The 13,265-nt window shown below is 61.4% G+C and carries 14 protein-coding genes; 10 read left to right on the top strand and 4 right to left on the bottom strand.

Features of this window, described 5'->3' with window-relative positions; all coding sequences use genetic code 11:
* Positions 1-2: 2 nt before the first annotated feature.
* From QB905_RS09075 to ilvD, 4 genes are all read right to left on the bottom strand, one after another.
* Entirely contained in the window at positions 3-515 is a 513-nt protein-coding gene (locus tag QB905_RS09075) for a hypothetical protein (RefSeq protein WP_282974557.1), read from the bottom strand.
* Between the two features lie 27 nt (positions 516-542).
* Positions 543-749, bottom strand: a complete 207-nt coding sequence (locus tag QB905_RS09070; protein WP_282975607.1) for an endonuclease domain-containing protein — start codon at positions 747-749, stop codon at positions 543-545.
* 73 nt (positions 750-822) lie between these two features.
* Complete coding sequence (locus QB905_RS09065) at positions 823-975, bottom strand: DUF559 domain-containing protein (RefSeq protein ID WP_282974555.1); 153 nt, start codon at positions 973-975, stop codon at positions 823-825.
* Between the two features lie 56 nt (positions 976-1,031).
* Entirely contained in the window at positions 1,032-2,897 is a 1,866-nt protein-coding gene (ilvD, locus tag QB905_RS09060; protein WP_282974554.1) for a dihydroxy-acid dehydratase, read from the bottom strand.
* 385 nt (positions 2,898-3,282) lie between these two features.
* Between ilvD and QB905_RS09055 the strand changes: the two genes are divergently transcribed.
* The 10 genes from QB905_RS09055 to leuB all read left to right on the top strand — a co-directional run bounded on the left by QB905_RS09055 (position 3,283) and on the right by leuB (position 13,187).
* The gene (locus QB905_RS09055) at positions 3,283-3,432 is read left to right on the top strand and encodes a hypothetical protein (RefSeq protein ID WP_282974551.1); all 150 of its coding nucleotides are present in this window, start codon (positions 3,283-3,285) and stop codon (positions 3,430-3,432) included.
* Positions 3,433-3,545: 113 nt separating this feature from the next.
* A complete protein-coding gene (locus QB905_RS09050; RefSeq protein WP_282974550.1) occupies positions 3,546-4,142 on the top strand; it encodes an IlvD/Edd family dehydratase in 597 nt (198 codons plus the stop codon).
* 36 nt (positions 4,143-4,178) lie between these two features.
* Positions 4,179-5,180: a ketol-acid reductoisomerase gene (gene ilvC / locus QB905_RS09045; RefSeq protein ID WP_282974549.1), complete on the top strand. Its 1,002-nt coding sequence runs from the start codon at positions 4,179-4,181 to the stop codon at positions 5,178-5,180.
* Between the two features lie 133 nt (positions 5,181-5,313).
* On the top strand, positions 5,314-6,999 hold the full coding sequence (ilvG, locus tag QB905_RS09040; RefSeq protein ID WP_282974547.1) for an acetolactate synthase 2 catalytic subunit: 1,686 nt from the start codon (positions 5,314-5,316) through the stop codon (positions 6,997-6,999).
* Positions 6,977-7,267: an ACT domain-containing protein gene (locus QB905_RS09035; RefSeq protein ID WP_282974546.1), complete on the top strand. Its 291-nt coding sequence runs from the start codon at positions 6,977-6,979 to the stop codon at positions 7,265-7,267. Before ilvG ends, QB905_RS09035 begins: the two co-directional genes overlap by 23 nt.
* Positions 7,264-8,865, top strand: a complete 1,602-nt coding sequence (locus QB905_RS09030) for a 2-isopropylmalate synthase (protein WP_282974544.1) — start codon at positions 7,264-7,266, stop codon at positions 8,863-8,865. The genes QB905_RS09035 and QB905_RS09030 overlap by 4 nt, the downstream gene beginning before the upstream one ends.
* Positions 8,862-9,806, top strand: coding sequence for a branched-chain amino acid transaminase (locus tag QB905_RS09025; RefSeq protein WP_282974543.1), 945 nt, complete (start codon positions 8,862-8,864; stop codon positions 9,804-9,806). The genes QB905_RS09030 and QB905_RS09025 overlap by 4 nt, the downstream gene beginning before the upstream one ends.
* Before the next feature lie 155 nt (positions 9,807-9,961).
* Positions 9,962-11,371 (top strand): 3-isopropylmalate dehydratase large subunit, encoded by a 1,410-nt coding sequence (gene leuC / locus QB905_RS09020; RefSeq protein ID WP_282974541.1) that lies wholly within the window; start codon positions 9,962-9,964, stop codon positions 11,369-11,371.
* Between the two features lie 155 nt (positions 11,372-11,526).
* Positions 11,527-12,120 (top strand): 3-isopropylmalate dehydratase small subunit, encoded by a 594-nt coding sequence (gene leuD / locus QB905_RS09015; RefSeq protein WP_282974540.1) that lies wholly within the window; start codon positions 11,527-11,529, stop codon positions 12,118-12,120.
* Positions 12,120-13,187: a 3-isopropylmalate dehydrogenase gene (gene leuB, locus QB905_RS09010; RefSeq protein WP_282974538.1), complete on the top strand. Its 1,068-nt coding sequence runs from the start codon at positions 12,120-12,122 to the stop codon at positions 13,185-13,187. Before leuD ends, leuB begins: the two co-directional genes overlap by 1 nt.
* The last annotated feature ends 78 nt before the right edge of the window (positions 13,188-13,265 follow it).

The following is a 13,265-nucleotide window of genomic DNA, read 5'->3' as shown; positions in this document are numbered from 1 at the left end:
GATTATCTGGCCGCTGTCAGGTTTTTAACCTGGGGCGGCTGGCCATCAGAAACGAAAGTAGCCGTGTACATGCCGTCATCGGTGGTGGCTTCGCAATTGACCGTTTGCGCGCCATCATCGGGGCCGGAGCGCGTGCAGGTGCCGCGCGCATCGAGCGTCTGGCTCTTGTCGGGCGCGGCGATGGTGACGGCCTCGATCTGCACCGAACCCTCCATCATGCCGGTTGTGTCGCCGAAAAAGGAGACGGCAGACTGGCTGGCGGGCGGGCTGCCGGTCACGAAAACATAGCCGAGGAATCCGTCGGCATAGCTATTGACGAGCAGGGCGGGCTGGCAGTCGGAGGCGGGCGCGCTGTCGGGCCGCGACAGGCTGGGGCAGGTGCCGTGATAGAGGGTCATCCGGGTCTGGACGTGGGCGGGCGCGGTGGCGGGGGGCGGTGCCGTCTGGGCCAGAGCCGCCGGGACGAAGATTGCCGCCATGATGGGCAGGACGAAACTTAAGTGATGACGCGGCATGTAAGACCCTTCTTGAGCCGGTTCACCCTAGCCTAAACCACCGTCCTGACAAGCCATGCGTTCTGCGGCATAACGATAGACGCCATCGGCCATGTCATCGGGATCGGCCAGCACGTCGGCGGCGGGAATGCGCATCACGTCAAAACCACGTTCGTTCAGGAAGCGGTCGCGCGCTTCGTCGCGTTCGCCCTGATGATTGACACCGTGATGATAGCCGTCGATCTCGATGACCAGTTTGGCTTTTGCTAAGTTTTTGTTTTACACGCACCTGGATCCAAAAAGTGCGACCCACTTTTTGGGATGCGCTCTAAAAATCGAAGACATAGCGGTCAAATGGATATTGCCGCCGGAAAACCGGCCCGCCCGGCTGACGGGTGCGCAGTCTTGTCCACAACAGCATTTCCGGCAAGGACATGGCCTTGCGCAGTGTCTTCGCAAAGGCGCGCTGCGGCTGTTTCAAAGCAAAACCCCCTCCTTAGAACTCCCCCTGCGATCAGGGGGAGTTCTTCGACTGAGCTACCGCTTCAACTGCTCCAGATCGCGCACCGCGCCGGTGTCGGCGGAGGTGACCATCGCTGCATAGGCCTTCAGTGCCAGCGATACCTGACGGTCGCGCGATTTTGGCGTGAAGGCGTCGTGGCCGCGATGTTCCTCGGCGGCGCGCCGCTCGGCCAGTTCGCGGTCAGGCACCGCCAGATGGATCGAGCGGTTGGGGATGTCGATCTCGATCCTGTCGCCGTCATGCACCAGAGCGATGACGCCGCCTGCCGCCGCTTCCGGCGAGGCATGGCCGATGGACAGCCCCGCCGTGCCGCCCGAAAAACGGCCATCGGTCAGAAGCGCGCACACCTTGCCCAGCCCCTTCGATTTCAGATAGGTGGTCGGGTACAGCATTTCCTGCATACCCGGCCCGCCCTTGGGGCCTTCATAGCGGATGACGACCACATCGCCCGCCACGATTTTGTTGTTGAGAATGGCGGCGGCAGCCTCATCCTGCGATTCAAAGACGCGCGCCGTGCCGGTAAATGTCCAGATCGATTCATCGACCCCCGCCGTTTTGACGATGCAGCCCTTTTCAGCGATATTGCCGTACAGAACGGCCAGCCCGCCATCTTTCGTGAAGGCGTGCTCCACCGAACGGATCACGCCGTTGCGGCGGTCGGAATCCAGTTCGTCCCAGCGCCGCGATTGCGAGAAGGCCTGGGTGGTGCGCACCCCGCCGGGGGCCGCCTTGAAAAACTCGGCTACGGAGGAATCATTCGACGATTTGATGTCCCAGTGCGCCAGGGCGGCGCTCAGGCTGGGGCTATGCACAGTCGGCTGTTCGCCGTGGATCAGGCCGCCGCGGTTCAACTCGCCCAATATGCCCATGATACCGCCCGCGCGATGCACGTCTTCGATGTGGACACTGGCCAGCGACGGGGCCACCTTGCACAAACAGGGCGTGGCGCGCGAAATGCGGTCGATGTCGCCCATAGTGAAATCGACGCCCGCCTCCTGCGCCGCCGCCAGAATATGCAGCACCGTATTGGTGGAGCCGCCCATCGCCACATCGAGCGCCATCGCGTTTTCAAAGGCTTCCTTGGTGGCGATAGAACGCGGCAGCACCGAGGCGTCGTCCTGCTCATACCAGCGCTCGCACAGATCGACGATGGTGCGGCCCGCTTCGCAGAACAGGCGCTCACGATCCGAATGGGTGGCCAAAGTCGTGCCGTTGCCGGGCAGGGACAGGCCGAGCGCTTCGGTCAGGCAGTTCATCGAATTGGCGGTGAACATGCCCGAACACGAACCGCAGGTCGGGCAGGCGGCTTCCTCGACCGCCGCCACCTGTTCGTCGGAAATACTGTCGTCGCCGGCCTGCATCATGGCGTCGATCAGGTCGAGCGAATGGGTCTTCGCCACGCCGTCCTTATCGGGCCACACCACCTTGCCCGCTTCCATCGGGCCGCCGGAGACGAAGATGACCGGAATATTGATGCGCATGGCGGCCATCAGCATACCCGGCGTGATCTTGTCGCAGTTGGAGATGCAGACCATCGCGTCGGCGCAGTGGGCATTGACCATATACTCAACCGAATCGGCGATCAGGTCGCGCGAGGGCAGCGAATAGAGCATACCGCCGTGGCCCATAGCGATGCCGTCATCGACCGCAATCGTGTTGAACTCCTTGGCCACGCCGCCCGCGCGTTCGATTTCGCGCGCCACAAGCTGACCCAGATCCTTCAGATGGACATGTCCCGGCACGAACTGGGTGAAGGAATTGACCACGGCGATGATCGGCTTGGTGAAATCGCCGTCCTTCATGCCGGTGGCGCGCCACAGGGCGCGGGCGCCCGCCATGTTGCGGCCGAAGGTGGTGGTGCGGGAACGATAGGCGGGCATGGCTCGAAACCTGAGAAGAGGGCTGGGATGTTCGCTGGCCGCTTTTTAACGCCGGAAAGACCGGACGGGCGGACGCGATGTCTGGTTCTTATATAAACCCCTGCCTTGCTAAGGCAAGATCGCAATGGCGGACGCATTTTGCGGCGGGGACAGAATGTTTCACGATTCCTGTACACAAGGCTGTGATTCCGGCTGTTTTGCAGCGCAATGAGAAATGAATTTGCAATAAATTCAAGTTTTCGGGTAAAATATTTTGCTGCAATGCCGTAATAGCTTGATCGCGCGGAAAATTTTTCCAGATTTCCCCCAAAATTACTTTGCATTCCGTTCGGATTTGCGTATATATGTCTTCACGCAACCACCATTGGATGCGCGGAGATACGTCATGAACCGGGCCAAGGCCATCACGATGAAGCAGGATAAGGCGCGGGAGCTGATGGCTCTGGCGACGTCCGCCTTCGTGACCCTGCTCGTACTCGACATCGTATCGCTGCTTATTGGGGGCGTACTTCGCCCCTTGATGCCGGAGTGGTAGCGCAGGTTTAAACACCCGCCAAGAGGATTACATCCTCCCGCTCCCTGAAACGAGCGGGATTTTTTCGTATAACTGTTCACCTGAGTAGATTTAACCCAAAGCGAGATGACGTCATGACTGCCTTCACCGCAATGAACCGCCAAAGCACAGCCCCCTATCATGGCGCGGGCGATGTGGTACGTGCGATTTCGGGTGGGTTCGCCATTCTTCATGGCTCGCTGGCGCCCGAAGGCTGCGCCGCCCGTCTCGAAGGTTTTGACGCGCCTGTTTTCGATGGCCCGGCGCGCGTTTTCGAAGGCGCCGCCGAGGCTCTGGCCGGTATTCAGGCGGGTCGCGTGCGTTCGTGCGATATATTGGTCATCCGCGATGATGCGCGCGCCGCGCTCAGTGCCGCCGGTTTGCAGGCGATCCACACTGCGCTGGACGAGGCTCAGATCGAGCGCGTCACCCTCATCACCGATGGCCGTATCGGCGATGGCCAGCATGAAGCGGTCATCGGCCATGTTGCGCCCTCGGCTTCGGCGCGCGGCCCCATCGCCTATGTCAATGACGACGACATCATCCATGTCGATCTGGCCGCCCGTCGCATCGACGTTCTGGCCGACATCGACATGCGCCGGGGCATCAAGGCCCAGAAGCCCGGCATGACCACTTTCGGCGCTGGTGCGCTGCAAAAATACGCCCGTCTGGTAACGGCGGCGCATAGCTGATATCTGAAAACCTTCCAGAAGATTACGGAGACTATTGTGAAGATCTACACCAATGACGACGTTTCGCCCGACAGCCTGAAGGGCGAACGCATCGCCATTATCGGCTATGGCAGCCAGGGCCGCGCCCACGCTTCGAACCTCAAGGATTCGGGCGCGGATGTGGTGGTCGGCCTGCGTGCCGGCGGCGCCGGTGAAGTCAAGGCCAAGGCCGACGGCCACACCGTTTTGTCGGTGGCCGACGCCTGTAAGGATGCGACCATCATCGCCATCCTGACGCCCGACATGACCCATGCCGATCTCTATAAGGACGTGATCGAGCCCAACGCCCCCAAGGGCAGCGCCATCCTGTTCGCCCACGGCTTCTCGGTTCTGTATGGCCGCGTCGTGCCGCGCGCCGATATGGACGTGATCCTGGTGGCCCCCAAGGGCCCCGGCGATCTGGTGCGCCGCGAATATCAGCGTGGCCGTGGCGTGCCGTCGCTGTTCGCGGTTGACCGCGACGTGTCGGGCAAGGCGGCGCAGAAGGCTCTGGGTTATGCCCGTGGCATCGGCGGCACCATTGGCGGAGTGATCGAAACCTCGTTCAAGGAAGAAACCGAAACCGATCTGTTCGGCGAACAGGCCGTCCTGTGCGGCGGCACCACCGAGCTGGTCATGATGGGTTTTGAAACCCTCGTCGAAGCCGGTTACCGCCCGGAAATCGCCTATTTCGAGTGCCTGCACGAACTGAAGCTGATCGTCGATCTGCTCTATGAAGGCGGCTTCGCCAAGATGCACGAATTCGTGTCGGAAACCTGTAAGTACGGCGATCTGGTGTCGGGCCCGCGCATCATCAACAACGAGACCCGTGAGCGTATGCGCGCCGTGCTGAAGGATATTCAGGACGCCACCTTCGCCCGCGAATGGATTCTGGAAAATCAGGCCGGTCGTCCGCGTTATAACTCGCTGATGAATGCCGACCTGAACCACCAGATCGAAAAGGTCGGCGCGGATCTGCGTTCGCGCATGAGCTGGCTGCAAAACAAGCAGGAAGCGTAAACTATCTCATAGGGAAAGTCCCGCCCTGCGGGCGGTGTACTTTCCCTATGAGCCATAAGGAGAAAAATTCCTTCGGGGCGGCCCTTCAGGAATTTTTCGAGTCTTATTCTTATAAAGATTTGAGTTTTTTACGATGAGCAATCAACCCACCGGAGCGCAACTGGTCATCTCCACGCTGAAGGCGTTGGGGGTTGAGACCCTATTCGGCTATCCGGGTGGGGCCATCATGCCCATCTATGACGCCCTGGCCGGTTCCGGCCTGCAACATATTCTCGTCCGCCATGAGCAGGGCGCGGCGTTTGCCGCCGACGCCTATGCGCGCGCCACCGGCAAGGTCGGCGTCTGCATGGCCACATCGGGGCCGGGCGCCACCAATCTGATCACCGGCATCGCCAATGCCTATATGGATTCCGTGCCGCTGGTCTGCATCACCGGCCAGGTCGGCACGCACCTGATGGGTACGGACGGTTTTCAGGAAGTCGATATTCTCGGCATCACCCTGCCCATCGTCAAACATTCGTGGCTGGTGCGCGATCCGGCGGATATTCCGGCCATACTGGCCGAAGCCTTCGCCATTGCGCAGGAAGGCCGCGCCGGGCCGGTTCTGGTCGATATTCCGAAGGATGTTGCCGCTGCCCATGTCATCACCTCGCACCCGGCCAGCTTCCCGGCCTGGAGCGCGCCCGTGCCTGACGAAAGCGCCATTGCTGCTGCATCGGCGCTGATCGAAGCCGCCAAGAAGCCGCTCTTCTATATCGGCGGTGGCGTCGAAATGGCCCATGCCTCGCAGGCCATGCGTGACCTGCTGGCCCGCACCGGCATTCCGGCGGTGTCCACCCTGAAGGGGATCGGCACGGTGCCGACCACCGAGGATTTGTATCTCGGCATGTTGGGGATGCACGGCACGCGCGCCGCCAATATCGCCGTTCAGGAAACCGATCTGCTGATCGCGCTCGGTGCGCGTTTTGACGACCGCGCCACCGGCAAGCTCAATGCCTTCGCGCCCAACGCCAAGGTGATCCACGCCGACATCGATCCGGCGGAAATCAACAAGCTGCGCAAGGCCGAGGTCGCCATTGTCGGTGATCTGAAGACGACGATTGAGAGCCTGAAGCCCGTTATGGGCGACATCCGCAAATGGGTCGAAAAATGCAAGGCCGACAAGTGGGAGCACCGCTTCCGCTATAATGCGCCGGGTCAGGGCGTCTATGCGCCGGGCTTGCTCAAAACCCTGTCGGAAAAGGCCGGTGACAAGTTCATCGCCGCCTGCGATGTCGGACAGCATCAGATGTGGGTGGCGCAGCATTGCGAATTTGCCCACAACCGTTCGCACCTGACCTCAGGTGGTTCGGGCGCGATGGGCTACGGCCTGCCCGCCGGTGTCGGGGCCAAGCTGGCCATGCCCGATCACCATGTCGTCACCATTTCGGGCGATGGCTCGTTCATGATGAACATTCAGGAGATGGCGACGCTCAACCGTTACCAGATCCCGCTGAAGATCGTCCTGCTCGATAATTCGAGCTTAGGGCTGGTGCGCCAGTGGCAGGAACTGTTCTATCAGGAAAATTACAGCGAGATCGACCTGTCGGATAATCCCGATTTCGTCGTTGTCGCCAAGGCGTTCGGGCTTGATGCCTTCCGCATCACCCACCGCCACGAAGTCGAGGGCGCTATCGACCGGCTGCTGGCCGCCGAAGGGCCCACCCTGTTGCATGTATTGGTTGATCCGCGCGAAAATGTCTGGCCGCTGGTGCCGCCGGGCGCGTCGAACGCGGAAATGATGGAGGAACGCTGGGATGAACCACTTGATTCATATTGAGCTGGATCGCCTGGAAGGCAGCCTCCTGCGAATTCTGGGCCTCGTCGAGAGACGGGGTTTCCACATAGATGAGATGGAACTCTTCGATCTCGGCGAGGACAAGCGCGGCCTGACGCTTAGGGTGCGTCCGCGCGACCCTTCCCGCAGCCCGGATATTCTGGGTCTTCAGATCGACCGGCTCTACGGCATCAGGCGCCTGCACGAAGCCCCTCAAAGACTTAAAGGGGGCAAGGGCGCTGCCGGAGCCAAGCAAAAGTTAAGCGCATGAATTCGCATTTTACCCCTAAGCCGCCAACGGATCGAGACCGGGTTCTGGTTTTCGATACGTCGCTGCGTGACGGGGAACAGGCCCCCGGCTTCTCGCTGGGCGTCAGGGACAAGCTGAGAATGGCCCACGCCTTGAGCGCGCTGGGCGTCGATATTTTAGAGGCCGGTTTCGCCGCTGCCTCACCCGGCGATGAAGAAGCGATCCGCGTTATCGCCTCGGAAGTGGCGGGGCCCGTCTTCTGCTCTTTGTCGCGCGCTCTGGAGAGCGATCTCGATGCGGCGGCGCGCGCTTTGGCCCCGGCCCGGCGTTCGCGCGCTCATATTTTCCTCGCCACCTCGCCGATCCACCGCGCCGCCAAGCTAAAAAAGAGCCGCATCGAGGTGCTGGAAACGGCGGTTCGCGCGGTCGCTTACGCGGCGGGCATGTTTGACGAGGTTGAGTTTTCGCCCGAAGATGCCATCCGCACCGAGGCTGATTTCCTGACCGAAATCTGTCAGGCCGTGGTCGAGGCGGGCGCGACGACGCTCAATATTCCCGATACGGTCGGCTACGCCACGCCCGATGAGATCCGCAACATCTTTGCCGGTTTGCGCACCGCCATTCCCGATCCGGCCATCATCCTGTCGGCCCACTGCCATAATGATCTCGGCCTCGCCGTCGCCAATTCGCTGGCGGCGCTGCAAGGCGGGGCGCGCCAGATCGAATGCACGATCAATGGCATTGGCGAACGCGCTGGCAATTGCTCGCTCGAAGAGGTGGTCATGGCGCTGAAGGTGCGCCCTGACCTGTTCGACCTGCATACCGGCATCAACACCACCCATCTGACGCGCACATCGCGTCTGCTGGCGCGCGCCACCGGCTCGGTCATGGCGCGCAACAAGGCGGTGGTCGGCAAGAACGCCTTCGCCCACGAAAGCGGCATCCACCAGCACGGTATGCTGAGTGATGCGCGCACCTATGAGATCATGCGGCCCGAAGATGTCGGGCTGGAAAAATCGAACATGGTGCTGGGCAAGCATTCGGGCCGCCACGCCATCGCCAAGCAGGCGACGGCGCTGGGCTTCGCGCTCGATGATCAGGCGCTGGGCGAGGTCTTCGCCAGCTTCAAGCGCCGCGCCGACGAGATCGGTGAGATCGACGAGCATGAACTGCGCGCCCTGCTGGGCCGTGGGGCGTCTGCAACCGGCGACATGGCACGCATCGCGGGCCTGCGCACCCAGGTGACGGCTACGGGCGCCAGCATCGCGCTCGACATCCAGCACGATGACCGGTCGCTGCAAACCGTGATCGGCGAGGGCAGGAATGCCTTCGATGCGGGCCTTCATGCGCTGACCAGGGCTTACGGCACAGCCGCCGAGGTCATCGACTGCGAAATCACCCAGGCCGGGTTTGATTTCGACAGCGGCGCGTTCGCGGAAATGACTTTGTCCATCAAGGGAGAGGTTTATCGGGGCCGTGGTCGCGGCCCCGACTCCGTATGGGCCGGTTTGCGCGCCCTGTGCGACGCCTTTGAAAAATCCGTCTTTCTGACGCCACTAAACGGGCGTACAGAGGCTCCTGTAGATTCAAGCTTCAAGATTGCTGAAAACATCTCATGACAAAACTCGCTGAAAACATCTGGCTGAACGGCCAGACCGTCGCCTGGGAAGACGCCCAGATCCATATCATGACCCACGCCCTGCATTACGGCACGTCCGTTTTCGAGGGCATCCGCGCCTATGACACGCCGCATGGCCCGGTCGGCTTCCGCCTGACCGATCACCTGCGCCGGTTAGAAGATTCGGCGCGCATCTATGGCATCAAGGTGCCCTATACGCTCGACCAGATGGTTCAGGCGTGCAAGGACATTCTGGTCGCCAACAAGCTGAAGGGCGCCTATTGGCGGCCCATCGCCTTCCTTGGTGAAAACGGCATGGGCGTCACGCCCAAGGGCGACAATATCAAGGTCGATGTCGCCATCGCCGCCTTCGCCTGGGGCGCTTATCTCGGTGAAGAGGGCCTGAATAAAGGCGTTGATGTCTGCGTTTCGTCGTGGCAGCGCGCCGCGCCCAACACCATCCCCAATGCGGCCAAGATGGGCGGCAACTATCTGTCGTCCTATCTGATCGGCAAGGAGGCGCGCGGTCGCGGCTATGTCGAGGGTATCGGCCTTGGCACCGATGGCCGCCTGTCGGAAGGGGCGGGCGAAAACCTGTTCCTGATCATGAACGGCAAGATTCACACCCCGCCGGTCGCCTCATCCATCTTGGGCGGCATTACGCGCGACTCGATCATCAAGCTGGCCAAGGCCGATGGTATCGAGGTCATCGAGCAGGCCCTGCCGCGCGAAATGCTGTATCTGGCCGACGAAGTGTTCATGTGCGGCACCGCCGCCGAGATCACGCCGATCCGTTCGGTTGACGATATTCCCACACGCGCCGGCGGCCCCGGCAAGATCACCAGGCGGTTGCAGACCCTGTTCCACGGCCTGTTCAACGGCACGACGGAAGATCGTTTCGGCTGGCTTGAGCCGGTCGAAGCCACGGTTCCGGCGGAGTAATTCTTTTCTCCTCCCCTGCGAAGCGGGGGAGGGGGACCACGAAGTGGTGGAGGGGGCCGCCACCGTCATTAACGCCCCCTCCGTCGCGGACAAGCCGCGACACCTCCCCCGCTTTGCAGGGGAGGAAAAATGAAAATGAAACAAGAGACGAAACCATGCCCAAGTCCTTATTTGAAAAAGTGTGGGATGCCCACGTCGTCGAACCGGAAGGCGCCACCAGCCCCGCCGTTCTGTATATCGACCTGCATCTCGTCCACGAAGTCACCTCGCCGCAGGCCTTTTCGGAGCTGGACGCGCGCGGCCTGAAGGTGCGCCGCCCCGACCGCACCTTCGCCACGCTCGATCACTCGATCCCGACCCTGCGCCCTGATGCGCAAGGCAATCGTCCTTACGTCACCAAACAGGCCGAGATTCAGGTGCATACGCTCGAACAGAATGCCGCCAAGAACGGCGTGCGCCTGTTTGGCTATGATGCCGAAAACCGTGGCGTCGTCCACGTTATCGGGCCGGAAATGGGCCTGACCCAGCCGGGTTATACGGTGGTGTGCGGCGACTCACACACCTCGACCCACGGCGCGTTTGGCTGTATCGCCTTTGGTATCGGCACCTCGGAAGTCGGCCACGTTCTGGCCACCCAGTGTCTGGCCCAGCGCAAGCCCAAGACCATGCGCATCACGGTGGACGGCAAGCTGCAACCGGGCGTTACCGGCAAGGACGTCGCCCTAACTGTGATCGCCACGCTCGGCTTTTCGGGCGGCACGGGCTATGCGCTTGAATATGCCGGCCCCGTTATCGAAGCGCTCGACATGGAAGGCCGCATGACGGTCTGTAACCTGTCGATTGAGGCCGGTGCGCGCTGCGGCATGATCGCCCCGGACGCCAAGACGGTCGAATGGCTGCGCGGCCGCGAATATGTGCCGCACGGTACGGCGTTTGACGAAGCCGCCAAAAGCTGGCTGGCTCTGGCCTCTGATGAAGGCGCGCAGTTCGATAAGGAAATCCGCATCGACGGTTCCGCCATTGAGCCGATGGCCACCTGGGGCACCTCGCCCGATCAGGGTGCGGCCATCGTCAGGGGTGTGCCGGTCGCCGATAATGAAGACCAGCAACGCGCTCTGAAATATATGGGCTTTACCGGCGGCGAAGCACGCTCGGCGGAAAAGGTCGATGTCGTTTTCATCGGCTCCTGCACCAATGGCCGCATGGCCGATTTGCGCGCCGCCGCCGCCATCTTCAAAGGCCGCAAGGTGGCCGAGGGCGTGCGCGCCCTGGTGGTTCCGGGTTCGGAATGGGTGCGTATCGAGGCCGAAAAAGAAGGGCTCGACAAGATCTTCACCGAGGCGGGCGCTGAATGGCGTCTGCCGGGCTGCTCGATGTGCATTGCCATGAACGGCGATTTCGTTCTGCCGGGTCAACTGGCCGTCTCGACCTCGAACCGCAACTTCGAAGGCCGCCAGGGCCCCGGTTCGCGCACGGTTCTGGCCAGTCCTGCCACCGCCGCCGCCTCGGCCATCGCTGGTCATGTGGCCGATCCCCGTCAATTCATGGCTCTGGAAACCGCATAATATTCATCCTCCCCTGCGAGCCTCTTGGTGAAGCGGGGGAGGTGCCGAGCTTGTCGAGGCGGAGGGGGCGAAGCCGACCATTTCCTCCCCCCTCCACCCCTTCGTGGTCCCCCTCCCCCGCTTCGCAGGGGAGGATGAGAAAAGAAGAAACCCATATGTCAAACCAAGAATCCAACAACAGCTTTTCGTCGCGCATCGTCGTGCTGCCGGAAGCCAATATCGACACCGACCAGATCATTCCGGCCCGCTTCCTGACCACCACCACCAAGGCTGGCCTTGGCAAGGTGGCCTTTAATGACTGGCGCTATAATGCCGATGGTTCGAACAAGGATTTCATCCTCAACACCATCGACCCGACCGAACATCGCGTTCTGGTGGCCGGTAATAATCTCGGCTGCGGTAGTAGCCGCGAACACGCGCCCTGGGCGCTGATGGATTACGGCTTCAAGGCCGTCATCTCGACCGAGATCGCCGACATCTTCAAATCGAACAGCTTAAAGAACGGCCTGCTGCCGGTGGTGGTCGATAAGGCCACCTATGACAAGCTGCTCAAAAATCCGCAACAGCGCGTCACCATCGATCTGGAATCCTGCGCCCTGACGCTGGAAGACGGCACGGTCTTCACCTTCCAGGTCGAGGAATTCGCCCGCCAGTGCCTGCTCGAAGGCGTGGACGCTATGGGCTGGCTGCAAAAGCGCCTGCCCGCCATCGAAGCTTATGAAAAAGCCAATCACAAGGAAGCTGCCTAATGGGTTCGTTTAATATTGTCGTCCTGCCCGGTGATGGCATCGGCCCCGAAGTGGCCGCCGCAGGCGTTTCGGCCCTGAAGGTGATCGGTGAGGTGTACGGCCACAGCTTCACGTTCGAAGAAAAGCGTATCGGCGGGATCGCCATTGATACCGACAATAATCCCTACCCCGAAGACACCGACAAGGCCTGTCTGGCGGCGGATGCTGTTCTGCTTGGTGCCGTGGGCGGCCCTAAGTGGGACTTAGGCAAGATGCGCCCGGAGCAGGGCCTGCTGGCCGTGCGCAAATCGATGGGTCTGTTCGCTAATTTGCGCCCGATGGAGGTCAAGGCCTCGCAGGTGCATCGTTCGCCGCTGAAAGCCGAAGTGGTCGAAGGCGCTGATATGCTGATCGTTCGTGAACTGACGGGCGGCCTCTATTTCGGCAAGCAGACGCGCACCGAAACCTCGGCTACCGACGAATGCGTCTATACGGTCGCCGAAGTCGAGCGCGTGGCCCGCGTGGCCTTCGAAGCCGCCCGCAAGCGCCGCAACAAGGTCACAAGCGTCGATAAGGCCAATGTGATCGAAACCAGCCGCCTGTGGCGCGAAACGGTCATCAAGCTGCACAAGGCCGAATATGCGGATGTCGAGCTTGAGCACAATCTCGTCGATTCGATGGCCATGCACCTCGTCACCCGCCCGACCTCGTTCGACGTGGTGGTGACTGAAAATATGTTCGGCGATATTCTGTCCGATCTGGCCTCGGTTCTGCCGGGTTCCATCGGTCTGTTGGGCTCCGCTTCGCTCGGCACGTCCGGTAAGGGTCTTTATGAGCCAATCCACGGTTCGGCGCCTGATATTGCCGGTAAAGACCTCGCCAATCCGATTGGCACGCTGAAATCGGTGGCCATGATGCTGCGCTTCTCGCTCAACCTGATGAAGGAAGCCGATGCGCTCGACGCCGCCATCGACACGATTGTCGAGCAGGGCACGCTGACGCGCGATCTGGGCGGCACATGCTCCGGTTCGCAGGTGTCCAAAGCGATCAATGATCAGATTCGCACCGCCGCTTCGGTCAGCGCCTGATTTTCGTCATGCTGTGATAAGGCCCCGGCAGCGAAAGCTGCCGGGGCTTTTTTTGCTTTCCCGGCAAAGAAAAAACCC

Origin of the sequence: Asticcacaulis sp. EMRT-3 (genome assembly GCF_030027245.1) — a bacterium.
Classification (GTDB): Bacteria; Pseudomonadota; Alphaproteobacteria; order Caulobacterales; family Caulobacteraceae; genus Asticcacaulis.
Note: the sequence above shows the minus strand (reverse complement) of the source record. Positions and strands in the feature narration are given on the sequence as shown.